Below are 23,807 nucleotides of genomic sequence, written 5' to 3' on the forward strand. Positions count from 1 at the left end.
AGGAGATTTATGCAGGGCAATAGTGTTTTAAAAATTCATGATGCGGCGGTAATTGGCTAACGCGCTGTTCTATTTGCTGTTTAATACCGTGTAAAAAACGGGCGAGTTCTTCATCGCTCATCATGCTGGCTATTAAATGGTGCTGTTCAGGCACAATACCTTGACCAAGCATAACTTGCACCCAGGAGTCGACTCTAAAAATATCACCATCGTCTAAAAATACACGGCCAGTTTGTTTAAACAAATCAATTTTATGCTGAAGTGTTTTTGGCACTTCCATGGCGCTACAGTGTTGCCAAAATTCGCTGTCATCGCGATTAGTTACTTTGTAGTGCAGCACAATAAAGTCGCGAATATTTTCAATTTCGCTTTTAAGTTGTTTGTTGTATTCGTCAATGGCGTGATTAGTAATGCCATTAAACGGAAATAAACGCATAAAACGAATAATACCCGACATAATTAAATGAATGCTGGTGGACTCAAGTGGTTCAACAAAACCGCTTGCAAGACCAAGCGCAAGGCAGTTTTTGTTCCAGCCTTTTAAGCGCCGCCCAGTTTTAAATTTAATAACACGGGGTTCAGTAAGCGCTTCACCTTCAATGCTATTTAGCAATAACGCTGTAGCTTGTTCGTCATCCATATATTGGCTGCAATACACTAACCCATTGCCTACACGATTTTGCAGCGGTATACGCCATTGCCAACCGCTTTTATGGGCAATAGAGCGGGTAAGTGGCAATACGGTATCGCTTGTTGATTTTGTTTGTACTGCAATGGCGCTATTGCATGGTAATAAGTGCGACCAATCTTCGTAGCCCGTATGCAATGCTTGCTCAATTAATAAGCCTCTAAAGCCGGTGCAATCTATAAAAAAGTCGCCGTTTATTTGCTCGCCACTATTTAAAAGTAATGATTCTATGTGGCCTGTATTAGCGCTTTTTACTACTTTTTGTATTTTACCTTCAACACGTTTTACACCTAATGGCTCTGAAAATTCACGTAAAAACTGCGCGTAGCGGGTAGCATCCATATGGTAGGCGTAGTTAATAGGATTTTGTTGGTTAAACGCAAATTTACCGGCTTTAGCCGCTTGCAGCTCGTAACAGTAATCGCCAAATGGGTTGTGTATTCCTAAAGTTTTGCCTTGTAGCCAAAAGTGATGAAACTCACCCGCCCAACATTCTTTGCCCGTCGCGCCAAATGAGTGAATATAACGCGTGTTTTCATCGCCCCAGTTTTCAAAGCTAATACCTAATTTAAAGCTTGCTTGAGTGGCTTTCATAAAAGCTTGCTCGTTTATACCTAGCAATTTATGAAACGTACGAATAGGCGGAATTGTTGCCTCGCCAACGCCTACAGTGCCAATATCGTCAGATTCAACAAGGGTAACGTGTATATTTTTGCCAATTAATTTTGCAAGTGCAGCCGCAGCCATCCAGCCTGCAGTGCCGCCTCCCGCTATTACTACATTTTTAACAGCATTTGTTTTAGTCATTATGTGGCTGCCTATTATTAGATAAAAGATCATTTAAAAGCGCGCGGTTACTCGGTAAGCCTTTTAAGTATTGCGCTATTTTTTCACGGTTTTGCTGATAAAAATAATCGCCAGCTTGAGCGCTGGTAAACGCATTGTGTGCTTGAGGTGTTTGTGTATTAAAGCCCATGCCGTATAAAATATACTGATAACTACTTGATGAAAATACTTCTTCGTTTTCAATAAAGTCAAAGCGGCTAGGGGGCTGAAATTGCCAAAGTTTAAGTAAGTTTTTTAGCCGCTCTGGTGCAGTTGTTAAATCCCGAATATTTTGCCAGTAAGGGGTATCGTCGCGTTCGCTTAAAACATAATGGAGTTTTAAAAATTCGACAACACGTTGCCAGCGCGTGCTAAAACGGTCGTTAAAGCGATTTGCAAGTTGGCTCATATGCGTGCGGTTTTGTGGTAGTTGCTCGCTCAGCATACTAATTGAAAGTTCAACCATGGCAAGTGCAGAGGCTTCAAGTGGCTCTAAAAATCCAGCCGACATACCCACGGCAACACAGTTTTTAATCCAAAACTTTTGTCTGTACCCTGGGCTGAATTTTAATACACGGTAGTTAAGCTGCTCAGCTTGTTGCTCGCTAGTACTTTTAGCTATGTAGCTTTTTAAAGTATCAGTTGCGCTTTCATCGCTTTGGTATTTACTACTAAATACATAACCTGTGCCACGGCGTGTGGGTAGGGCTATATCCCAAATCCAGCCGTTACTTTGCGCAGTAGAGAGCGTTGCAGAGGCAATTGGCTGATTGATGTGTGCATTAGGTACTTGCGCTGCAACAGCGCTGTTGTTAAATAAAATATGATCTTGCGCTATAAACTCACTATTAAAATGCTCACCAATTAAACGCGCACGAGAGCCTGAGCAATCTAAAAATAAATCACCTGTTATATCGCCATTTTTATTTGTTTTTAATGAGGCAATATAGCCATGCTCGTCGTTAATAACGTGGGTTACATCGTCAGTAATATATGTAACATTTAAGTTTTTAAGACAGTGTTTTTTTAAAAACTCGGCAAATTTACCTGCATCTAAATGATAGCCATAGTTGGTGACTGCTGCGTATTCGGGTGTTTGTAATTGTTTTGGTGCAAGTGCTGCTTGGCATACAAAACTTTGCATATTAACAACGTCAGCAAACTTTTGGTTAGGTGCAATACGTTGCCAATTTGCGTGTAAATTGGTTTGCTCGTAGCCTTGAGGGTCCATAAAAGGGTGGTAGTAGTTTTCTCCCTTATTTAGGTTGCGCCAATTTATAAATTTAGAACCTTGCTTAAAGGTGGCATCGCACTGGATTATAAAATCAATTTCTTTAATGCCAATACGCTGTAACGTATTACGCATTGAAGGCCACGTGCCTTCGCCTACACCTAGTATTGGTACGTTTGCTGACTCAATTAACGTGACACTCAAATGTGGATGCTCAGCAGCTAATAAACCCGCACTTAGCCAGCCGGCTGTACCACCACCTAAAATGACTATTTTTTTTATTGGTTTGGTCATGAGTTAAAACCCTAAACTTGATAACACGTAAACTATATCGTTTTAAATACAAAAAAGCCGCTAGTAAAAACTAACGGCTTTGCTTGGTATTACCTTTAGAAGTTGTAACGCATACCAATATTGTAGCGTGCGCCTAGTTGTTGTAAGTTCCATAATTGCACTGATGTACGGCCATGTTCGCGGCTGTTTTGCTCAGTAATATTTATACCTTCAACAAAAAACGAAAGCTGTTCGCTGTAGTTGTAAGCAACGTTAAAGTCGATTTGATAATACTCTTCAGTAAAACCAGGTTCGTTAACGTAACGCGCAGCACTATTTAAAAACTTATCCCGCCAGTTATAGGCAACACGGGCTTGAAAGTCATCGTTTTCGTACATGGCAATAAAGTTGGCTGTATCGCTTAGCCCTACCAGTGCAAACTGCGTTGTAGAAGGGCTAGCATTTACATCAAAGTCTATATCGCCATTAACGGTAGTGTAGTTTGCTTGAACGCCAAAACCGCTTTCACCAAAAAAGTGTTGAAATGCAATTTCAAAACCATCTATGGTGGCGCTTTTATTATTGGTTGGTACTTGTGCAGTAAAATCGAGTAGTGGGTCATCGCTGTTAGCAATAACATCGTACGCCGCTTCAAATTCTTCGTAAGTCATAGAATCAAAATCTACCCCATTTTCGGTAGCAGCAACCATTTGGAATAAGTTTGAATCTGTAACAGCAAGCCCACGGGCTTCAAGCTCTGCAATGGCAGCTTGCGCGCGAGGGCCCGCAGTTGCATCACGTAAACCATAGTAATTTTGTGTCATTGGCGTTAAACCAATAAAGTTTTCGATATCTTTTGTGTAGTAACCTACCGATACATAGCTTGTTTCTGCAAAATACCATTCTGCCGATACATCAATGTTATCTGACTCAAGCGGCACTAAACCAGGATTACCTGTTGACGCTGTTGCTGGTGACGAACCAGGCAATAAGGTTGGCGCTCCCGGTACACCGACAGTAGCGGCAGAACTTAAGTTATCATACGTTGGACGGGCAATTGTTGTACTGTAAGAAAAGCGCGCTTTTACGTTTTCGATTACTTCTATGTCAAAGTCTAAGCTGGGTAAAAAATGATCATAACTAGATTTTAGTGTGAAATCTTGCTTATCTGAGCCAAAGCGTACGTTAAAATCGTTGTTGCCTTCCCAAGCAATGGCATTTGGCAGGTCGATATTAGCAGTTGAAGTAATATCAGTTGACTCGTGACGTGCGCCAACAACGATGTTGTAAGGCATGTCATTAAAATAACCAGTATAAGTGAACTGAACAAAGGCCGCAGTAATATCTTCTTCTATGGTGCGGTTTGTAGCAAAAGCGCCATCGGCTGCGAAGTTAAATCCATATTGCTCGCCTGCCCAATAACCTATTTGTGAAGCGCTGCCCGTATAGCCTTGATTAAATGAACCAGACGTATCGTAATCGTCAAACTCAGCTAAAAAGTTGGTAGGATTTAAATAACCGTCAGGTAATTCACCAGGGTTTTCAACTCCCCAATTTCCCATCGTGTTACGAGTAAGTGACTGAAGTGAATGGCTTTCCATAGAGCGAGATTCTACGCCAAAGTCAATTACACCGTTTTCCAGCTCATATTTACCATGAAGCCTAAATTCGTTCACTTCAGATTCTTGGCTTGCAAAATTAGAGTCTAATATCGAGGTACCTACATCTGCAGGGTCGAGCGTATTGTTACAGTTTAAGTTAGCGCGTCGACAGTCGTTAAAATCTATACTCATAGAAGGAAGTTCGCGGCTAAAGTCTACTTCTTGTGCATTAATAACATTTGCACCAAGGCCAGCATTAACCCAGCTGCCGTATGGTGCGTCAGGTTTACTTGTGGCTTTTGAATTGTGCGCATCAAACATAAAGCTCAACTCAGAGTTAAAGTAATACTCTACATTTAAGCCGATTGAATCGTTTTTATTTACTTGATTTAACTCTTGAAATGCTAAACCTAAATCACGCGTTTGTAGATCGCGGCGCTCTTCACGGTAATAGACAGGTGTTTTAACGGTGTTGTCATCAAAGGTTAGCGCACTTTTGTAATTGTCCATCCAAAGAGACTGCTCAGCGCGTGCTTCAAATAAATCTTGTTTAGAGTAGGTGTAATCAAGTGTGGCTGTTAAATCATCAATTGGGCTGTACTGAAATGTTAATTGCGCATTTGTACGCGTACGCTCTCTGTCGGCTATGGTATAACGTAAATCTGATGGCATTGAATAAAGCTGGCCAATCTCTGGTGCGTTAGTTAAAACAATATCGTCAGCTGCTTGAGGAATAGTGCCGTCAAAAGCCGATGTATTCCACTGATTTACAAATGCACCTGTTGATGAGCTATCGCGCTGTTGCATGCTTGCTGTTAACGATGCGCCAAATTTAGCGTCGCTGTCGGTCCAGCTAATAATACCCGAAAGCTCAGGTGTAATGTCATCGCCTACGCGATTAGTTGTATCGTGAAGTGCTTTAACACCAATACTTGAAATAAATCCAGGGTTGTCGAGTGGGCGGGCAGTGTTAATGTTAATAGTTGCACCAATACCACCAGAGGCAATACTTGCTTTACCTGTTTTATAAACTTCAACTGATTTAACGCTATCAGATGCCAAATTAGCAAAATCAAATGCACGAGAATTGGGAGTGCCGCCACCTGCAGGAAGAGATGCAGCAGGCATTGTGCGACCATTTAGGGTTACCATATTGTAATCGGGGCCAAAACCACGAACGGTCACTTTAGAACCTTCACCGTTTGAGCGATCAATCGACACACCGGTAATACGCTGTAGCGATTCGGCTAAATTGGTATCGGGAAATTTACCAATATCTTCAGCAGAAATGGCGTCTACCACACCTGCGGCATCACGTTTTAATCGAGTTGATTCTTTAATGCTACTTTTAAAGCCGGTGACCTGAATTACTTCAACGTCTTGATTTGCTTCTTCTTGTGCAAGCAACGGTAAAGATACAGATGCGCTTAAAATCAAAGATAGGCTGGTTGCTATCTTTGTTTTTCTTACAATATGGTTAGCCATTCGGTTTCCCTCGTACTTTTATCATTATTATTAACAGCTTGTATGAGGCTGTTATTGTGTAAATGTTAACATTGTCAAATGTGTGGAAGCGCTTCCAGAAAGAAAAATTAAAAATCGCCTGTGTGGAAGCGCTTCCAGAAATGCTAGACCAATTTCATAGAAGGATCAACTAATGTTTTAATAAAATGAAATATATTTGTTCGAAAAATGTAATTTATACTGTGAGTGAAGGGGTTGGTTAAACTGCGTTAAAATTAAGCCAAATTAATATGCTTTAAAAGTGGTGCTAGTAATTGAATCTCGCAACATGTAATGATTAGACCCTTGATATATCTGAGTGGATTGTCATAAATTCGAGTTATTGTGCAAGTAAATTAACAAATAATGTTAAGTTGAAATACAGTTAAAAACGGAGCAATCAAATTTAATGAATTATTTGAAATTAGCAAATATCGTTGGGTTCCAAAAAGTGAGTACGATTGTTAAAGAGGTACCATGAAAGCGCATCAGCAAGCAGTAATAGAGCAAGGACAATGGTTTAAAAATCGTAGCCCCAAGCTAAAAATGTTTTTATTAGCTCACGGTAAAATACTCACTTTGAAAGCCCAACAAGCGCTATTTTTACGTGGCGATGCGCATGATGGAATATACGTTGTTTTAAGTGGGGTTATGCGAATTAGTGGCGTAAATAGTAATGGTAAAGAGGCTGTTTTGAGTTTCATCGATGCGTCGTTATGGTTTGGTGAAGTAACGTTATTTGATAAAGGCTTAAGAACCCATGACGTTTACGCACAAACTGACGCTCAGTTATTTTATGTACCACAACGTTCATTAGAGCAACTTTTAAGTAAACACCCTGAATATTGGCAGGAGTTTGGCTTATTATTGGCACAAAAATTACGGCTTATGTTTTCTTCAATGGAAGATCATGCATTGCACAGTGCGGAGCAAAAGGTATGTAACAGATTATTAATGCTGAGTGAGCAAACTAATTTTTCAGCGCCATTGGCATTGTCTCAGCAACAATTAGCGGATATGACCTATTTAACCCGGCAAACCATAAATCAAATACTACAAAAACTGGTTAAAAAAAATGCCATTAGTTTGGGGTATCAGTGCATTACAGTGTTGGATGTAAGTAAACTGCAGGCGCTTGCTAGTTAACTCAAGCGCTGCACAATAAACCTTCAGTTAAAATTTAAATTTTTGGCCAAATAAAAACAAATCCAAAACTGTTTAACCAGACTTTTGGCTCCTAGCTTTAACTTAGTTTATTTTCACCATTTTTTGGAACCAAAATTGCTACTGATAATACTTTGCAGCAATGGATTTAAACTAATGATGATAACTTCTTATATAAATCAATATAGTAGCTATGTAAGTGACACTAATGCGGCATTAATAAATAAGAGTGCGGCAACAGATGTCCCCACCCAACAAACCACCCAACAACCGAAAGAGTCGGATGAGCCAAAGGTTGCTAATAACTTTTTACAAAATGCCCAAGAGGCATTGGTTTACCAACGTTTAGGTATCGATAAAGACAAAATAGCAGAGATAAAAGCATTAATAGAAGAGTTATCAGAGCAGTTACAAAAGCAAGGCGCTGACAGTGATTCAATTAACAAAAAAATGGACGAACTACAAAAAATGCTCGAACAGGAGTATAAAAATGGACGTGAACGAATGGATACTCAACCAGAACGAGAAAAGGGAAGTATTATTTCGGCGTTAGCTTAAATTTTAAAATGTCGGGTAGGTGACATTGTTGTTACGCGTTTATTTGTTATGTTTAGTGTTTAGCTAAATATTTATTGAGGAATACACAATGCAAACACTTCAACAACAACTGGGCAAATATGGTTTATATCACCGCTCTAAGCGCAATGTGCTCACTCATTTTTTTGGTATCCCACTTATTGTATTTGCCGTTTTATGTTTACTTGCCCGCATTGAAATACCACTTGGTGGCGTTGTTATTAATGGTGCCCAGATATTTGTTTTAGCTTCGGTAATTTATTACGTCATCTTAAGTCTATCGCTGGGTTTAATTATGGCTATATTGTTTACTGCATTGCTGTTTGCTGCTGAGCCTATAGCAGCTATGACATTTTGGCCTTGGTTAAGTATTGGCGTGGGCGTATTTGTGTTTGGTTGGGTGTTGCAGTTTATTGGACATTATTATGAAGGCAAAAAGCCCGCGTTTGTTGATGATTTAATTGGCTTAATTATTGGCCCATTGTATGTAACTGTAGAATTACTATTTTTAATGGGCTTTTACAAACAGCTCGAAATTGAAGTGAACAATATTGCAGGGCCAACAAAGGCGTAAATTCACTTACTCAAATCAAAAGCTTCATTGAGCAAAGAGGTGCCTATGAATTTTAATAATAAAACAGTGTGGGTTACAGGCGCATCGTCAGGCATTGGCAAGGAGCTTGCGGTTCAATTTGCAAAGCTAGGCGCACGCGTCATTTTATCTGCTCGCAATGTTGAAAAGCTCACTGAAGTAAAAGCAACGCTTGAAGGTGATGGGCATTTAATTATACCGCTTGATTTGTCAGCGCCTGAGGCTGTTTTGACTCAGGTTACTGATTTACTGCACACTTTACCTTCTATCGATATTTTAATTAATAACGGCGGGGTGTCGCAGCGCAGTTTATTTTTAGAAAACGACTTTAACGTATACCGCCAGCTTATGGAGGTTAACTATTTTGGTTTAATAGCACTGACAAAAGCGATATTACCTTCAATGGTTGCAAGAAAAAGCGGTTCAATCGTGGCTATTAGCAGTGTGGCAGGAAAAGTTGGCTCAAAGTTTAGAACGGGTTATTCAGGCTCAAAATATGCGGTAGTGGGCTTTATGGATTGCCTACGAGCAGAAGTAGCAGAGCATAATATTCATTGTTTAACGATTTGCCCAGGTTCGATTAAAACCGCGATTGCACATAACTCGTTAAACGAGCAGGGCGTCGCACAAAATAAACCCGAAGAATCAATTGAAAACGGCATGGCAGTATCCTGTGCGGCTAAAAAAATGATTAAAGCGATTGCTAACAAAAAAGGCGAAGTTATTGTTGGGCAAGGGTTAAGTGGTTGGGCACCAACGATAAAACGATTTTTTCCTAATTTATTTAATCGATTAACTGCTAAAACTAACTACAGATAATTGCACTTTTACTATTAATTAAGCTAAATAACAGGCGGTGGTTTTATTAATATTGAAAAGGTAGACTGTATTAAAATTAAATAAATAAGGTAAGGATACTCGTGAAATTTGCATGGCTAAGCCTTTTTTTTGGTGTATTAATTTGGTCTGGCATTAACCCTAAAGATCAATTTACTTGGTTACTTGAAGTTATTCCCGCAATGATTGGTTTAGCACTTATAGCAAGCACGTATAAATACTTTAAATTAACCTCTTTATTGTACTTTTTTATTTTAGTGCATTGTATTGTGCTGATGATAGGTGGTCATTATACCTACGCAGAAGTACCTTTATTTGATAATTTATTTGGCAGCGAACGCAATAACTATGACAAAGTAGGGCACTTTTTTCAGGGATTTGTACCCGCTTTGCTAGCGCGCGAAATACTGCTACGAAAGCAGGTTGTGAATGGCCGAGGTTGGTTAACTTTATTTGTTATATCTGTCAGTTTGGCGTTTAGTGCATTTTACGAATTAATAGAGTGGTGGGTAGCAGTACTGACCGGTGAAAACGCTGAGGCATTTTTAGGGACGCAAGGGTATGTGTGGGATACACAGTCAGATATGGCATTAGCGTTATTTGGTGCTATTTGCTCGTTACTGCTGCTTTCAAAACTACACGATACACAGTTAAAGTATGTAAAAAACTATTAAATACTTCACTGGATAGTTAAAAATGACTCAACAACCTCACAACTACTCAATTAGTACAGACAAGTCTAAGCTTAACTTTAACGTTATTTATAATTTTATTGCTAATAGTTACTGGGCAAAAGGCATACCTAAAAGTGTGATGCAAAAAGCGATTGATAACTCAATGTGCTTTGGCGTGTATAGCCCTAATAACGAGCAAGTTGGTTTTGCACGGGTAGTTACCGACAACGCTACTTTTGCCTACTTGGCAGATGTATTTATTACCCCGCACCTACAAGGGTGTGGCCTGAGCAAGTTACTTATTAAAACAATAGTAGAACACCCTGAGCTACAAGGGATCAGGCGCTTTTTATTAGCCACTTCTGATGCGCATGGCCTTTATGCACAATATGGGTTTAAACCGATAGACAACCCAGGGCTACTAATGCAAATAAACCCTGCAAATGTGTATGAGGAAAATACTCAAGAGGACTATTAAGCGGGGGGAAGAGCAATGTTTATTTTAAACTCCTTACAGGCCCCAAACTCTTAAAGCTGCTGTATGAATTTCATTTAAAAGTAATAACCCTGCAATACTACCAAATAACACCCACTTTTTAGATTTTTCAGCTTCCTTGGAGCGTCTGTAAGTAACATAGCCAATAAAGGTTACTAGTACAATAACGGCTATTAATGATAATTGATTCTCTTGATTCAACCTAAAGTTCCCCTCAATTATATGATGAGAGAAAAATGAAATAACCCAAAGAGTGAACAAAACAGTAAGGCCAATTACATAATTAATAATCTTAAATGTATTAATTGAAGTACCACAAACAGGACAAACATAATTTCGTTCCCTAGCGTTAGGTGTTTTAACCTTTGGGGCAATTGTTGAATTACATTTTTTACAAACTAACAGAGACATAAACTCGATTCTATTTAGGGCTTATAACAAGACTGTAGAGTAGCTCCAACAGCCAAATTCAATTAAAAAAGGGTTCCTGTAATTAACTCTAAATGTTTTTAAAGCATTAGGTAATGCTATTTGGAACCCATAAAACAGGCTGTTTTTTTTAAATGAGTAATTCTAGAGCTGCAACGCCTCATTATATGCCGCTTTTATTAGAGCAGTGTTTAATTATGCTATTTTTAAAAGCTTTCGCAAGAGCGTCAGTTTTACGATAAAACACACCGATATCTTCATCTAAATGCTGGCCATCTATATCAATTTCAAAACTAGTTTTAATATCAGTTTGTACATACATAGTTAAATTGACTTCATATTCATCGAGTTCAAAAGAAAAACTTGAGTCATTTGTAATTAAGTTTTGAGTATTTTGAGTATGTTCAATCGTAGACTTCATGCATTCTGAAGTTACAAGGAAATCCACTTTCATTCCTAAACCTATACGGTTGTCATTTTCAATTTCGCAACCAACAATAAAGATTGGTAATAGTAAAACTAATAATAATAATCGATTCATAATCTTAGGCATATAGACATAATGACTCCCACACGGTGTTAGCCTCCGCTTTTCGTGGGTTAGCTTAATTCAAAGCCAGAGCCATAATTAGTTTGTCAATTAACTAAACAGCAGAGGCTAACATGAATAAACATAGCATACTTTTTATCGGTCTTGATACACATAAAGAATTCAATGAAGTTGCCTATATTGAAGAACATAGAGGTGCGCAACCTGTTCATCTTGGCCGAGTTTCGTCTTCCAAAATGGCCGTTCAAAAGCTTGTTCGCCAGTTCGAATCGAAATACCCTGGCGCAACACTTCATTTTGTTTATGAAGCTGGCCCATGTGGTTTGAATCGCCCCGTGTTTGCCAGAGACTCAATAACTTGAGAAACTGGAACTATGAAAAAATCAAATCGCTATACATCAGAATTTCGTGAACGTGCAATTAGGCTTGTTACCACACAACAGCATGAATACCCTTCTCTTTGGGCTGCGCTAGTATCGATTTCAGATAAACTGGGATGTACCCCAGAAACACTTAGAGCATGGGTCAAGAAATCTCAAGCTCAACCGTCTAAACCCTCTTCTAATACGCAATCAACTGAAGAACGCCTTGCCGTCTTAGAGCGCGAGAATAAAGAGCTCAAGCGAACGAATGATATCCTGAGGCAAGCTGCCGCTTTTTTCGCCCAAGCGGAGCTCGACCGCAAACAGAAGTAATAGTGGATTTTATTGATGCTTGCAGAGAGCATTACGGTGTCGAGTCAATTTGCAAGGAATTGCCGATTGCACCATCAACGTATTATTCTCATAAACAGATACAAAGAGAGCCTGAGCGACTGTCTAACCGCAAAAAGCGTGATGCTGAGCTGATAATACTCATTCGCGAAGTGTGGGAGGATAATATGTCAGTTTATGGTGCAAGAAAAATATGGAAGCAGCTACAGCTTGACGACCATCAAGTCGCCCGCTGTACAGTCGAACGATTGATGCGAGTTATGGGAATTCAAGGTGTTCGTCGGGGTAAAGCACATAAGACAACGATACCTGACGAGCAACAAGATAAGCCACTTGATTTAGTTAATCGTCAATTTACTGCTGAGCAGCCAAATCAACTTTGGGTAGCTGACATCACCTATGTTGCCACATGGAGTGGGTTTGTTTATGTCGCTTTCGTGATAGATGTTTTTTCACGATACATTGTAGGTTGGCGTGTATCAACGACAATGCACACAGAGCTTATTCTTGATGCGTTAGAGCAAGCTATTTGGCATCGTGGCAACCCCGAAGGGTTAATTCACCACAGCGACAGAGGCAGCCAATATTTGTCTATACGATACACTGAGCGACTTGCTGAAGCTGGAATTCAAGCGTCTGTAGGCAGTGTGGGTGACTCTTATGACAATGCATTGGCTGAAACAATAAATGGATTATTTAAAACAGAGATTATTCGCAGAAATGGCCCGTGGAAGAATGTTGATGCTGTTGAATACGCAACGTTAGAGTGGGTCAATTGGTTTAATAATCAACGCTTATTATCTTCAATTGGGTATATTTCACCAGCTCAATATGAAACAGACTACTATGATAATTTAAACGAGTCAGGTAAAGTGGCCTGACTTAAACAAACTGGTCTCCGATGAACTCGGGGCGATTCAGTTATTGGATTTACCGATTAATTACCAGCCTTGGCCATTGCTGTTATGTGGTTGCACCTTCTCTTATTCCTAAAAAACCTGGTGAGAAAATTAAAACCGATAAACGTGATGCCCTTAAGCTTGCTAAATTACTTAAGTCTGAAGATTTAACACCTATCTATGTTCCTGAGCCTGAAGATGAAGCTGTACGTGATTTATCTCGTGCACGCGAAGTAGCCATGAAGGATTTAAAAGATGCCAAATATCAATTAAAGGCGCTGCTGCTTCGCAATAATATTAATTACAAAGGCACTGCGAATTGGTCACAAAAACATTTACGTTGGCTCACTGAGCTTGTGTTGCCACACCCCGCTCAGCACATCGTCTTACAAGAATTTTTACACACAATTACCGAACGAATAAGCCGACTTGAGCGGCTAGATAATGAACTAACACACCACGTTCACCAGTGGCGTTATTATCCTGTAGTAAAAGCAATACAAGCTATGCGTGGTGTCCGTTTGTTGGTCGCCACTGGCGTTGTTGCTGAGCTTGGCGATTTATCGCGTTTCGACCATCCCCGCAAATTAATGAGTTATCTCGGTCTTGTACCCAGTGAACACTCGAGTGGTGGCAAACGCCATATTGGCGCCATCACAAAATGCGGGAACGGCCGAGCAAGGCGCCTTCTTGTGGAAGGTGCACATACTTATCGCTATGCAGCAAATATATCCACAGATATGCAAAAACGACAAGAAGGTTTACCAAAGGACATTATTGATATTGCGTGGAAAGCACAGATTAGGCTCTGCAAACGCTATAAAAAAATGATAGCCAAAGGGAAACACTACAATCTGGTTGTTACCGCCATTGCCCGAGAAATGATTGCGTACATATGGGCTATTGCAAGAGAAGTGGTGCTTACGCCAGTGAATAAAAAACTTAGATTGGCAAGAGTACCCGCATGATAAAAGAATTAGAGTTAATGCATGGGATCAAGCATCGGGTGTGGCACAACCACCGACGGCGTTAGGATGGCAATGCAGCTAACGCTGCATTGAACCACGAACATAGACTGAAGACAGGTGCCACGACGAAATAAGTAAGGTCTGCTCTGTTACTAGAAATAGTAATAACCAACGAATATCAGCAAGATAACCGACGACATTACTTGCTTCATCCTATGTATTAACTCGCTCTAATTCGAGCTAAAATAATTATGGCTTAAAAAGTTAGGCAAGGATCAGTGCGTTTAACTTGACAATGGGAGTCATACCAACGCCCAACTAAGGGGCAAATAATTAGCTTGGCTAAAATTTTGAGCGCAGCGACAAAAGCCAAGCTTTATTTGTCCCGCTTTAGTTACTTGTCAGGTTTTAAATACATAATGCCTAAAAATGCTAGCTTGAAAAATAGCTGCTCCGCCCAATACTATTGCAGCCTCGATGCTGGTAAGGAGTAGTAAGATTATTGATAAAGTCAAAGCTAACAACGGGTAATAGATGAAACCTGTTTTAGATGTTTTACATAAATACCAATGAATGGGCATACCGATTAGAAGCCAGCCACCAAATGATAATACTAAATATGAGCCAATAAAAAATATAAATAGAGCGGCATAATCACTGGCTGAATGATTTGGGAAACCAACCTCATAAAAGTAATATGCGGTAATTAAAAACAATCCCCACCCAATACTTTTTAAAATAGCTTTATCCCAACTTCCCATTTAAATGAATCTTCCTTAAAACCTAACTCCGCAAATAAACGGCTAAAAATAGTTGGCTAAAATTTGTGAGGAACGAACAAAGCCAACTGTTTTTTGTCTGCACTTTTTAATTTGCTTTGTTAGCTGTACTGTAATCCGTAACCACATAAAAACCAAAAATATTTTCTTGAACTTCAATCGTGAGTATGTTTCCTGCGGATTGAGAGATCCAAAAATCTTCGCCAACTTTTAAATCTAATGGGCCAAGATCCTCTGGAGCGATAGCCAAGATATAACTAGTCGATTTTCCTTTGCTGACTCTTTTGTCAGTTATTTCAACATTTATACTTACTGTCTCGCCAACTAATATATATGAGCTTGAGAAACCTACAACAGCCAGACAAAAGAACATATATGTTGTTCTTCTTTGGCTTCTAAAAAAGCTTCTTCTATCAACAAAACTATTCCATAATTCAGACGTATTACGCTTTTTATGGATGATAAACCCTGCAGCCAAACCAATCACAGCAGTACAAAACACAAGCTCAAAACCATAGAAAGTTCTATTCACTGTTTCGATTGAAAACCAGATACCTAGAATCAGGAAAATGAACCACAATAATTGAGAAGTTTTATCAGTTTTCATATGTACAGCTAACAACTTTATCAGAGGACACTTTCCTCTTTTTATGAGCAATGTATGTCCTCTTATTTATTTTTAATATTAATAACAAATCCTGTAACACATTGCGAGTATTAAACTTTAAGTCGGGCTGTTAATTAACAACAGGCAGAAAAGGGGAAAGTTCCCTCACTTTCTGACTTAGGAGGATAAACGCCATCGCTTTATTAAATGCAGTAATTAAAAATTTAAAATGAAAAGCAAAAGCTTTTTTAAACCATTTTACCACCTCTAAAAAATGGCAACGGTAATATAAGTAACTACTTTAAATACAATTGTTTGTGTAAGGCTATTAAAAAGGTAGATTTTTTGCGGGAGGTAGCTGTAAAACAAAGAGGTAATGAATTATTTACTAAACACGTCTACCTGCTTTTGAAACGGGCAAACACGTTTAATACGAATTCACTTGGCTTTTTTTGCCTCAAGCGCTTCTATCTCACTCCAGATTTTTTCGGCTTCTTCGCTTAACATGGCGTAACTTTTAATGTCGCCTTTACGCTGAGCTTGCATGCCTTGCTCTAATTTGGCGTCGTACTCTTTACGTAACTTTTTTGTAGGGTCTGATTTGAATATCGAAAACATGGGACTCGCTTAATTTTATAAAAGTGATAGTACTACCATACGCTACAAACAGCTAAAAGGTTCTTTTGGCAGTAAGGCGCTTACCTTGTTAAATTAAAACAAGGTAAGTGAATTATTTACTATGCTGCGCTTACTAAACGGTTTTATAGCTCAGGCTCTAGGCGTTTAATACCTTGGCCATCTAGGCCTAAGTAAATGTAACCATCTTCACCTTGAGCTAAGCTTCTTACGCGGCCAATGCCTTCTAATATTTTTTCTTGGCTTTTTAATATATCGTTTTCAAGCGTTAGTGCGCTTAAAAACGAAAACTTCATAGACGATAACAGTACTTTACCTTTTAATTTAGGGTATTTGTCGCTGGTGACGAATAGCATATCTGATGGTGCTATAGATGGCGTCCATTGTGATGTTGGCGATTGCATGCCGTCTTTTGTTTGCAGGTCTGTAAACGAAGTGCCGCTATAATTTACGCCATAGCTAACTAATGGCCATCCGTAGTTTAATCCTGATTTTATTAAATTAAGTTCGTCGCCACCTCGGGGGCCATGCTCATGTGCCCAAAGACGATTATTTTCAGCGTCAAACCACATACCTTGCGGGTTTCGATGTCCGTATGACCAAACAGCGTGTTTAGCGTCTGTTTGTTTTACAAAGGGATTATCTGTTGGAATACGACCATCTAAATGAAGACGATAAATTTTGCCCCCATCACGGCTAAGATCTTGCGGGTTTTGGTCGCGCGAGCCACGATCCCCGATCGAAAAATAAACATAACCTTGTTTATCAAACACAATACGACTGCCGTAGTGCTGACCTTTCGTACTGTTATGCTCACCTTTGTATAAAACTTGTGGCTCTAATAGCTGAGTATGGTCATCACTTAATTTTGCGCGCATTAATGCAGTGTTACTACCACTGCCTTTGCCTTCAGCGCTTGAGTAAGTAAGGTAAAGCCATTGACTATTTTTATTATCGGTATGCAGTGCTAAATCAAGCAAACCGCCTTGGCCGTTAGCATCTATATCGGGCAATCCTTTTACTTGAATAAGCGTTGAGGTGTTTTTACGTAATAAAAATAGTATTCCACTTCGCTCCGTAATTAATAAATCACCATTTGATAGTGCTTCGATTGCCCAAGGAATACTTACACCTTCTGCAACGTCTACTGCTTTCACATTAAGCGGCAAACTCGGCAGCTTTTTAAAATCAACTGCATTTACTGACATTGTAGGCAGCGTCAATAAAGCTGCTGTTAGCACGGCACCCTTAAAAGAATGTGTATATTTTTTTGATTTTATATTGAGCATGTTATTTTCCAAAATTAATCAAATTAGGTTTACGTTAGCACGAGCTGTAAAAATTTGCTAAGCGTTGCGATAAGTGAAAATTCTTTAATTTTAGCTAGTTACATATATCACTCACACAGTATTAGAAATAGTTAGCTCACTCAGTAAAGTATTTTTTATATTTTATTTAGTTTTGAAATACGTTTATAAATTTAGTTTAGTTTGTTTTTTGTTCGTATTTTTTAACAAAAATAATGGAATAAACACTCTATTAGGGTTGAAAACTTGAATTTTCAGCGTACACTTGTGCGCTGAAGTTTGAGCGTACACTTGTAGGCTCAAATAGTTAAGGTTCTGATTTGTGCTAACACCCAGTTCGTGCAAACCATTGAGCAATAAACCAATATAGAGATTTTATTACAATGTTTACGCAGGCATTAAACCAATTTTCAACGTGGTTTTTACACCATCAAACGTTTGCAGGCTACATAGAGCCAATAATGCAAATGTTTAAACCTGCTTGGCGTGCAGGGCAATTTAGAGCGCAATTGATGAGTTCAGACTCATTGAATGGTGAATTTTTGAGTTTGCAGCTAAAACCAAGCAAACAATGGCCCGCACATACCGCAGGGCAGCATGTTAGTTTGACCATTGAAATGAATGGACGATTATTAACGCGCGTTTTTACAGTTGCTTCAAGCGTTAAATATTTCAACGAAACGGGATTTATACGTTTGTTAATTAAAACAAGCGAACAAGGACGATTTACCGGTTTATTAAATAACAAAGCAAAAGCGGGAACATGGTGCAACATATCTGCTGCAACGGGTGAGTTTGTATTTAAAAATACACATACTCCTGCCACATTAATAGCTGGTGGGTCTGGTATAACGCCGATGCTAGCAATGCTTGACGATTATTTAGCGCAAACAACCAAAGCAATAAATTTAGTGTATTACGCAAAATCGGGCGAACATCAATGTGTTGATGAGTTGCGTGAATTAGCCACACAATTTAGTCATTTTTCATTTTTATTGTTAACTCGTGAGCAGTCGAGCGACATTACTAGCAATATTAAACATTGGGACAATCCAGATATATATTGCTGTGGGCCGCTAGGGTTTATGCAAACGGTACAAGCGTTTGCTCAAAAACATGATCTTAATTATTACCAAGAAGCATTTGGTTTAGCGTTACCCAAAGTAAACAATGAAGATCAGTTTACTGTAAAGGTAAACAGCCAAGCTCATATAGTTGAAGGAAATGATGTACTTCTTAGCCAGTTTGAAGTTAAAAAATTACCGGTAAAGCGTGGCTGCGGAATTGGTATTTGCCATCAGTGCCAATGTATTAAAAAGTCGGGAATAGTACGTAATTTAAAAACAGGTGAAATGTCAGACAACGGTGAGCAATTAATCCAACTTTGTATAAGCCAACCGGTGAGTGATTTGGAGTTACAATTATGAAAAACATAAACTTTGATCAGCTTGCAAGCGATTTAGATACTATAAAAATGAATACGCTTGCTAAAGTAGGGCAAAAAGATGCTGACTACATTCGCTCTGTCGTTCGAAAGCAAAGACTATGTGAGTGGAGTGGGCGAATACTATTAATGCTTGGATTTATTCAGCCTTTACTTTGGGTTGCCGGTGTTTTGTTACTGGCTTTGGCTAAAATTCTCGATAATATGGAAATTGGCCACAATGTTATGCATGGTCAATACGATTGGATGAACGACAAACAGCTTAATTCTCAGCAATACGAATGGGACATAGCCTGCGATGGCCAAAGCTGGCATCGGGTTCACAATTTTGAGCACCACACATACACTAACATTATTGGAAAAGACCGTGATTTTGGCTACGGGTTGTTACGTTTGAGTGATGATTTTAAGTGGCGTTTTAAAAATGTGTGGCAGTTTTTTACTTACATAAATTTAAGTGTCTTGTTTCAGTGGGGTGTGTCATACCATGAGCTGGCAGCAGAGCGTGTTTTTATAGGTAAAAAGAAAGAAAATCGTGAAGGGGGTGTATCGCATGCTACTTTAAAGCAGCGTTTTTTTAGTAAAGGCGCTCGCCAGTTAATTAAAGATTATGTGATCTTCCCATTACTTGCAGGGCCACTGTTTTTATGGGTGTTAGCGGGTAATTTAGTAGCAAATTTGCTTCGTAACTTATGGACATCGACAATTATATTTTGTGGCCACTTTACCGAAGAAACCGAAACATTTAAAGAACAAGACTGCGTAAACGAAACCCAAGGCCAGTGGTATTATCGTCAAGTATTAGGCTCGTCTAATATTAAAGGGGCAAACTGGTTTCATATTTTAACGGGCCATTTGAGTTGCCAGATTGAGCACCACTTATTTCCTGATATGCCGTCGTCGCGATATCAAGAGGTGGCACCTCAGGTACAGGCAGTTATGCAAAAGCACGGGATTGATTACCACACTGGCGGATTTTTTAAACAATACGGCTCGGTGTTAAAGCGAATTATTAGATACTCATTTAAATAGTGATAGGGTGCATTAAGCGCCTTAAAAAGCTAAAACATAAACCGGCATGTGTAAGCGCATATGCCGGTTTTTTGCTGTTGTGCTTAATAAACATACAGTGCGATTGGTTTTTTCTTATTGTTAATTAAAAATCCGTTACTTTAGCTATGGTTAATTGATGCGTGATTGTCATACAATGGAGAAAAATAGACCACACAAGAGAGATAAAAAATGGCCGCATTTGGTACTGTGTTTATGCCACAGATGATTCAAGCTCGTTTTTCAGATAATCAGTGGAGCGAAACCTCAGTTGTTCCATGCGATAAGCTTGAGTTTCATGCTGGTGCACACGTTCTTCATTATTCAAGCACCTGTTTTGAGGGCTTAAAAGCATTTCGTCATGAAGATGGGTCTGTTTATATTTTTAGAATGGATGCAAACATAGCACGTATGCAGCAAAGCTCTGCACTTTTAAGCTTGCCAAGTTTTGATGGCGATATGCTTAAAACGATGATTATTGATATTGTTCGCCAATATGCCGATGAAACCCCATTACCGCCTGGCTCTATGTATATTCGCCCAACACATATAGGCACAGAAGCGGCAATTGGTAAGGCGGCAGCTCCTTCAATGAGCTCATTGTTGTACACTTTACTTTCACCAGTAGGTGATTATTTTGCTGGTGGTGCTACGGCATTACGTGTGTTACTTGAAGAAGATGGTATGCGCTGTGCACCTCATATGGGCATGGTTAAAAGCGGCGGTAACTACGCCAGTGCTCTTGGCCCAATTAGCGCTGCACGTAAACAGTATCAAGCAGATCAAATATTATTTTGCCCAGGTGGTGATGTACAAGAAACCGGTGCTGCAAACTTTATTTTGATTGATGGTAACGAAATTATAACCAAAGCGCTCGACTCCACCTTTTTACATGGCGTAACGCGTAATAGTATTTTAACGATTGCTAAAGATTTAGGCATGACTGTAAGCGAACGTAATTTTACAGTGACTGAACTTTTAGAGCGTGCTGCAAAACCAGGCACAGAAGCTGCGCTTTCAGGTACTGCTGCGGTATTAACGGCAGTGGGAACGTTTATTAATAACGATAAAGAATATAAAGTAGGCACAGGAGAGCCTGGGCCAACAACGGCACGTTTGCGCCAAGCATTGAACGACATTCAATGGGGTAAATCAGAAGATAAACATGGATGGTTAACTAAAGTGGTATAGCGTTAAACACCCGCGTTACTCGCACCAAAAAGCCACCTAATTAAGGTGGCTTTTTGGTGCGAGCAACTTTATTAATTTATTAAAATTTTATTTTTCCGGTTAGTATATCTTTAAACATAACCCAGTCTCCCCACAAACTATAAAATGGGTGTTTAAACGTAGCTGGTCGGTTTTTTTCAAAAAAGAAATGCCCAACCCACGCAAAGCCATAACCAATAATGGGTAGCAGCCACAATAGCGCAAATTTTTGACTTAATAATGCACTAATAATAACCATAAGTACTAATAAGCTTCCTATAAAATGCAAACGCCTGCAGGTTTCGTTGCGATGCTCCTTTAAATAATAAGGGTAAAAAGCTTTAAAACTGTTGAAAGTGGGTTCTTGTTTTTCCATAAATCACGCTTTATTTTTATTGTATGTTTTTACTATTAAAGCGTAAGTTTACACTTGTTTACAGCGATAAATGGCACTTAACGCATCTTAATAGACATAAGCTTAAAAAACTCATAAGTTATTCCTACTACTTATTCAATAAAAAGAACACAAATTATGTTACTCAAACGTACTCTTGCATGTGCTGTATTATTGGCACTTAGTGGTTGTTCAGAGCCAACCAATACATCAGATCAAAAAGAAGTAAAATCATCTATGAATCAAGTTAACTCAGTCGTGTATCCCGAAACCAAAAAAGGGGATGTAGTTGATACCTATTTTGGAGAAAACGTTGCCGATCCTTATCGTTGGTTAGAAGACGATATGAGTGCAGAGACTGCTGATTGGGTAAAAGCGCAAAATACGGCTACTTTTTCATACTTAGAACAAATCCCTTACAGAAACAAGCTCAAAGAGCGCCTTGAAAAGCTGATGAATTACGAAAAAATAGGTGCGCCATTTGAAGAGGGCGGTTACACCTACTTTTATAAAAACGATGGCTTACAAAATCAATATGTTTTATACCGCAGCAAAGGCGATGAAGCGCCAGAGGTATTTTTAGATCCTAATAAATTTAGCGACGACGGTACAACGTCTATGTCGGGTTTATCGTTTTCTAAAGATGGTAGTTTATTAGCGTATCAAGTTTCTGAAGGGGGCAGTGATTGGCGTGAAATTATTGTTATTGATACACACACTAAAGAGCAAGTAGAGCAAGCTTTAGTTGATGTGAAATTTAGTGGTATTGATTGGTTAGGCAACGAAGGATTTTATTACTCAAGCTACGATAAACCAAAAGGCAGTGAACTATCGGCTAAAACAGATCAACATAAAGTGTATTATCATGCTTTAGGCACATCGCAGGATGACGATCGTGTTGTATTTGGCGACAGCGAGGCACAAAAGCATCGTTACGTTGGCGCCGATGTGACAGATGATGGCAAATACTTGCTAATTTCTGCCAGTGTTTCAACGTCTGGAAACAAACTGTTTATAAAAGACTTAAGTAAAGAAAATAGTGATTTTGTTACTGTTGTTGGTAACTCAGATTCAGATACTTCTGTAATTGATAACGACGGCGATAAGCTTTACTTAGTTACAAACTTAAACGCACCCAATAAAAAAGTGGTCACGGTAAATGCAAATAACCCAGCGCCTGAAAATTGGGTCGATTTTATTCCAGAAACCGATAACGTTCTTAGCCTAAGTAAAGGCGGAGATACTTTTTTTGCTAATTACATGGTTGATGCCATTTCGCATGTTAAACAATATAATAAGCAAGGTGAGTTAATACGTGAAATTAACTTACCCGGCGTAGGGAGTGCACGTGGTTTTCGTGGTAAAAAAGATCAATCAACGCTTTATTACTCGTTTACTAACTATAAAACCCCAGGGACTACTTTTTCGTTTGATGTAAGCACTGGCGAGTCAAAGGTCTATCGTGAATCGGCAATCGATTTCAACAGTAATGATTACACCTCTGAGCAAGTTTTCTATACCTCAAAAGATGGTACTAGAGTGCCGATGATCATCACTTACAAAACGGGTATAAAATTAGACGGTTCAAACCCGACTATTTTATACGGTTACGGTGGTTTTAATGTAAGTTTAACGCCAAGTTTTAGCCCCGTTAACGCGCTTTGGCTTGAACAAGGTGGGGTGTATGCCGTTGCTAATATTCGTGGTGGTGGTGAATACGGTAAAGACTGGCATAACGCTGGTACAAAAATGCAAAAACAAAACGTGTTTGACGACTTTATTGCCGCGGCAGAGTACTTACAAGATAAAAAGTACACCTCTAAAAAGCGTTTAGCACTGCGCGGTGGTTCAAATGGTGGTTTATTAGTCGGTGCGGTGATGACGCAGCGACCTGACTTATTTCAAGTTGCATTACCAGCGGTAGGCGTACTTGATATGCTGCGTTACCATACATTTACAGCGGGCGCTGGTTGGGCATACGACTACGGTACTAGTGAGCAAAGTAAAGAAATGTTTGAATATATAAAAGCTTACTCGCCATTGCATAACGTTAAAGCGGGCGTTGAATATCCTGCCACTATGGTAACAACTGGTGATCACGATGATCGTGTGGTGCCATCTCATTCATTTAAATTTGCTGCTGAATTACAAGCTAAGCAGGCTGGAAATAACCCTACACTTATTCGTATTGAAACAAATGCGGGTCATGGGGCGGGCACACCAACCAGCAAAGTTATAGATTTATACGCAGATATGTTTGGTTTTACGCTATATAACATGGGTGTTAAAGAGCTATAAAATGCGTTAACGTTACCTTGTTTTAAAATACAAAAGCCGAGTAAATTTACTCGGCTTTTTTATT

General features: G+C 39.2%; 21 protein-coding genes, 2 pseudogenes and 1 other annotated feature. Of the genes and pseudogenes, 13 read left to right on the forward strand and 10 right to left on the reverse strand.

The features are described 5' to 3' along the window. Positions 1 to 7: 7 nt before the first annotated feature. From PS1M3_RS06530 to PS1M3_RS06540, 3 genes are all read right to left on the reverse strand, one after another. Positions 8 to 1,495, reverse strand: coding sequence for a tryptophan halogenase family protein (locus tag PS1M3_RS06530; RefSeq protein WP_203986861.1), 1,488 nt, complete (start codon positions 1,493 to 1,495; stop codon positions 8 to 10). Then, complete coding sequence (locus tag PS1M3_RS06535; RefSeq protein ID WP_203986862.1) at positions 1,488 to 3,038, reverse strand: tryptophan halogenase family protein; 1,551 nt, start codon at positions 3,036 to 3,038, stop codon at positions 1,488 to 1,490. Before PS1M3_RS06535 ends, PS1M3_RS06530 begins: the two co-directional genes overlap by 8 nt. A 95-nt stretch (positions 3,039 to 3,133) precedes the next feature. Next, a complete protein-coding gene (locus tag PS1M3_RS06540; protein WP_006792260.1) occupies positions 3,134 to 6,103 on the reverse strand; it encodes a TonB-dependent receptor in 2,970 nt (989 codons plus the stop codon). Between the two features lie 495 nt (positions 6,104 to 6,598). Between PS1M3_RS06540 and PS1M3_RS06545 the strand changes: the two genes are divergently transcribed. From PS1M3_RS06545 to PS1M3_RS06570, 6 genes are all read left to right on the forward strand, one after another. Continuing rightward, entirely contained in the window at positions 6,599 to 7,267 is a 669-nt protein-coding gene (locus tag PS1M3_RS06545) for a Crp/Fnr family transcriptional regulator (protein ID WP_008129892.1), read from the forward strand. A 174-nt stretch (positions 7,268 to 7,441) separates the two neighbouring features. Then, the gene (locus tag PS1M3_RS06550) at positions 7,442 to 7,843 is read left to right on the forward strand and encodes a hypothetical protein (protein WP_203986863.1); all 402 of its coding nucleotides are present in this window, start codon (positions 7,442 to 7,444) and stop codon (positions 7,841 to 7,843) included. Positions 7,844 to 7,931: 88 nt separating this feature from the next. Beyond that, on the forward strand, positions 7,932 to 8,435 hold the full coding sequence (locus PS1M3_RS06555) for a DUF962 domain-containing protein (RefSeq protein ID WP_203986864.1): 504 nt from the start codon (positions 7,932 to 7,934) through the stop codon (positions 8,433 to 8,435). Between the two features lie 45 nt (positions 8,436 to 8,480). Then, positions 8,481 to 9,272, forward strand: a complete 792-nt coding sequence (locus PS1M3_RS06560; protein ID WP_203986865.1) for an SDR family oxidoreductase — start codon at positions 8,481 to 8,483, stop codon at positions 9,270 to 9,272. A 101-nt stretch (positions 9,273 to 9,373) separates the two neighbouring features. Then, positions 9,374 to 9,964 (forward strand): DUF2238 domain-containing protein, encoded by a 591-nt coding sequence (locus PS1M3_RS06565; RefSeq protein ID WP_010557365.1) that lies wholly within the window; start codon positions 9,374 to 9,376, stop codon positions 9,962 to 9,964. Positions 9,965 to 9,986: 22 nt separating this feature from the next. After that, on the forward strand, positions 9,987 to 10,442 hold the full coding sequence (locus PS1M3_RS06570) for a GNAT family N-acetyltransferase (protein WP_203986866.1): 456 nt from the start codon (positions 9,987 to 9,989) through the stop codon (positions 10,440 to 10,442). Between the two features lie 33 nt (positions 10,443 to 10,475). On the opposite strand, the gene PS1M3_RS06575 is transcribed toward PS1M3_RS06570, so the two are convergent. Next, on the reverse strand, positions 10,476 to 10,871 hold the full coding sequence (locus PS1M3_RS06575; RefSeq protein WP_203986868.1) for a zinc ribbon domain-containing protein: 396 nt from the start codon (positions 10,869 to 10,871) through the stop codon (positions 10,476 to 10,478). A 181-nt stretch (positions 10,872 to 11,052) separates the two neighbouring features. Continuing rightward, a complete protein-coding gene (locus PS1M3_RS06580; RefSeq protein WP_239104483.1) occupies positions 11,053 to 11,430 on the reverse strand; it encodes a hypothetical protein in 378 nt (125 codons plus the stop codon). 122 nt (positions 11,431 to 11,552) lie between these two features. On the opposite strand from PS1M3_RS06580, the pseudogene PS1M3_RS06585 reads away from it, so the two are divergent. The 3 genes and pseudogenes from PS1M3_RS06585 to PS1M3_RS06595 form a co-directional block, all read left to right on the forward strand. After that, positions 11,553 to 11,762 (forward strand): annotated as a pseudogene (locus PS1M3_RS06585) (IS110 family transposase); the annotation flags it as partial. A gap of 51 nt (positions 11,763 to 11,813) precedes the next feature. Beyond that, positions 11,814 to 13,033, forward strand: a protein-coding gene (locus tag PS1M3_RS06590) for an IS3 family transposase (protein WP_223230517.1) whose coding sequence is annotated in 2 segments (ribosomal slippage) — positions 11,814 to 12,102 and positions 12,102 to 13,033 — 1,221 coding nt in all. Because the reading frame shifts where the segments join, the coding sequence is not laid out codon by codon here. Continuing rightward, positions 12,092 to 12,208, forward strand: a sequence feature (AL1L pseudoknot). Its footprint overlaps the gene before it by 117 nt. Before the next feature lie 26 nt (positions 13,034 to 13,059). Beyond that, positions 13,060 to 14,019 (forward strand): annotated as a pseudogene (locus tag PS1M3_RS06595) (IS110 family transposase); the annotation flags it as partial. 401 nt (positions 14,020 to 14,420) lie between these two features. On the opposite strand, the gene PS1M3_RS06600 reads toward PS1M3_RS06595, so the two are convergent. The 4 genes from PS1M3_RS06600 to PS1M3_RS06615 form a co-directional block, all read right to left on the reverse strand. Beyond that, positions 14,421 to 14,780: a hypothetical protein gene (locus PS1M3_RS06600; RefSeq protein WP_203986872.1), complete on the reverse strand. Its 360-nt coding sequence runs from the start codon at positions 14,778 to 14,780 to the stop codon at positions 14,421 to 14,423. Between the two features lie 106 nt (positions 14,781 to 14,886). Then, entirely contained in the window at positions 14,887 to 15,405 is a 519-nt protein-coding gene (locus tag PS1M3_RS06605) for a hypothetical protein (RefSeq protein WP_203986874.1), read from the reverse strand. Positions 15,406 to 15,843: 438 nt separating this feature from the next. Next, positions 15,844 to 16,023 (reverse strand): DUF6435 family protein, encoded by a 180-nt coding sequence (locus tag PS1M3_RS06610; protein WP_010557371.1) that lies wholly within the window; start codon positions 16,021 to 16,023, stop codon positions 15,844 to 15,846. Between the two features lie 143 nt (positions 16,024 to 16,166). After that, positions 16,167 to 17,330: a PQQ-dependent sugar dehydrogenase gene (locus PS1M3_RS06615; protein WP_203986876.1), complete on the reverse strand. Its 1,164-nt coding sequence runs from the start codon at positions 17,328 to 17,330 to the stop codon at positions 16,167 to 16,169. A 401-nt stretch (positions 17,331 to 17,731) separates the two neighbouring features. Between PS1M3_RS06615 and PS1M3_RS06620 the strand changes: the two genes are divergently transcribed. The 3 genes from PS1M3_RS06620 (at position 17,732) to PS1M3_RS06630 (ending at position 21,033) form a co-directional block, all read left to right on the forward strand. After that, positions 17,732 to 18,775 (forward strand): ferredoxin reductase, encoded by a 1,044-nt coding sequence (locus tag PS1M3_RS06620; protein ID WP_203986878.1) that lies wholly within the window; start codon positions 17,732 to 17,734, stop codon positions 18,773 to 18,775. After that, positions 18,772 to 19,824 (forward strand): acyl-CoA desaturase, encoded by a 1,053-nt coding sequence (locus tag PS1M3_RS06625; protein ID WP_008127423.1) that lies wholly within the window; start codon positions 18,772 to 18,774, stop codon positions 19,822 to 19,824. The genes PS1M3_RS06620 and PS1M3_RS06625 overlap by 4 nt, the downstream gene beginning before the upstream one ends. A 210-nt stretch (positions 19,825 to 20,034) precedes the next feature. Further along, positions 20,035 to 21,033 carry a branched-chain amino acid aminotransferase gene (locus PS1M3_RS06630; protein ID WP_203986880.1) on the forward strand — a complete coding sequence of 333 codons (999 nt, stop codon included), beginning with the start codon at positions 20,035 to 20,037 and terminating at the stop codon, positions 21,031 to 21,033. A gap of 79 nt (positions 21,034 to 21,112) precedes the next feature. On the opposite strand, the gene PS1M3_RS06635 is transcribed toward PS1M3_RS06630, so the two are convergent. Continuing rightward, positions 21,113 to 21,427, reverse strand: a complete 315-nt coding sequence (locus PS1M3_RS06635; protein WP_203986882.1) for a DUF962 domain-containing protein — start codon at positions 21,425 to 21,427, stop codon at positions 21,113 to 21,115. Between the two features lie 156 nt (positions 21,428 to 21,583). On the opposite strand from PS1M3_RS06635, the gene PS1M3_RS06640 reads away from it, so the two are divergent. Next, the gene (locus tag PS1M3_RS06640) at positions 21,584 to 23,743 is read left to right on the forward strand and encodes a prolyl oligopeptidase family protein (protein ID WP_203986884.1); all 2,160 of its coding nucleotides are present in this window, start codon (positions 21,584 to 21,586) and stop codon (positions 23,741 to 23,743) included. The last annotated feature ends 64 nt before the right edge of the window (positions 23,744 to 23,807 follow it).

This window comes from Pseudoalteromonas sp. PS1M3, from assembly GCF_016865405.1.
Taxonomy (GTDB): Bacteria; Pseudomonadota; Gammaproteobacteria; order Enterobacterales; family Alteromonadaceae; genus Pseudoalteromonas; species Pseudoalteromonas marina.

Bases quoted from the DNA above. Each gene is read 5' to 3' on its own strand.
- PS1M3_RS06530 (WP_203986861.1), bottom strand. From the start codon at position 1,495: ATGACTAAAACAAATGCTGTTAAAAATGTAGTAATAGCGGGAGGCGGC.
- PS1M3_RS06535 (WP_203986862.1), bottom strand. From the start codon at position 3,038: ATGACCAAACCAATAAAAAAAATAGTCATTTTAGGTGGTGGTACAGCC.
- PS1M3_RS06540 (WP_006792260.1), bottom strand. From the start codon at position 6,103: ATGGCTAACCATATTGTAAGAAAAACAAAGATAGCAACCAGCCTATCT.
- PS1M3_RS06545 (WP_008129892.1), top strand. From the start codon at position 6,599: ATGAAAGCGCATCAGCAAGCAGTAATAGAGCAAGGACAATGGTTTAAA.
- PS1M3_RS06550 (WP_203986863.1), top strand. From the start codon at position 7,442: ATGATGATAACTTCTTATATAAATCAATATAGTAGCTATGTAAGTGAC.
- PS1M3_RS06555 (WP_203986864.1), top strand. From the start codon at position 7,932: ATGCAAACACTTCAACAACAACTGGGCAAATATGGTTTATATCACCGC.
- PS1M3_RS06560 (WP_203986865.1), top strand. From the start codon at position 8,481: ATGAATTTTAATAATAAAACAGTGTGGGTTACAGGCGCATCGTCAGGC.
- PS1M3_RS06570 (WP_203986866.1), top strand. From the start codon at position 9,987: ATGACTCAACAACCTCACAACTACTCAATTAGTACAGACAAGTCTAAG.
- PS1M3_RS06575 (WP_203986868.1), bottom strand. From the start codon at position 10,871: ATGTCTCTGTTAGTTTGTAAAAAATGTAATTCAACAATTGCCCCAAAG.
- PS1M3_RS06580 (WP_239104483.1), bottom strand. From the start codon at position 11,430: ATGAATCGATTATTATTATTAGTTTTACTATTACCAATCTTTATTGTT.
- PS1M3_RS06600 (WP_203986872.1), bottom strand. From the start codon at position 14,780: ATGGGAAGTTGGGATAAAGCTATTTTAAAAAGTATTGGGTGGGGATTG.
- PS1M3_RS06605 (WP_203986874.1), bottom strand. From the start codon at position 15,405: ATGAAAACTGATAAAACTTCTCAATTATTGTGGTTCATTTTCCTGATT.
- PS1M3_RS06610 (WP_010557371.1), bottom strand. From the start codon at position 16,023: ATGTTTTCGATATTCAAATCAGACCCTACAAAAAAGTTACGTAAAGAG.
- PS1M3_RS06615 (WP_203986876.1), bottom strand. From the start codon at position 17,330: ATGCTCAATATAAAATCAAAAAAATATACACATTCTTTTAAGGGTGCC.
- PS1M3_RS06620 (WP_203986878.1), top strand. From the start codon at position 17,732: ATGTTTACGCAGGCATTAAACCAATTTTCAACGTGGTTTTTACACCAT.
- PS1M3_RS06625 (WP_008127423.1), top strand. From the start codon at position 18,772: ATGAAAAACATAAACTTTGATCAGCTTGCAAGCGATTTAGATACTATA.
- PS1M3_RS06630 (WP_203986880.1), top strand. From the start codon at position 20,035: ATGGCCGCATTTGGTACTGTGTTTATGCCACAGATGATTCAAGCTCGT.
- PS1M3_RS06635 (WP_203986882.1), bottom strand. From the start codon at position 21,427: ATGGAAAAACAAGAACCCACTTTCAACAGTTTTAAAGCTTTTTACCCT.
- PS1M3_RS06640 (WP_203986884.1), top strand. From the start codon at position 21,584: ATGTTACTCAAACGTACTCTTGCATGTGCTGTATTATTGGCACTTAGT.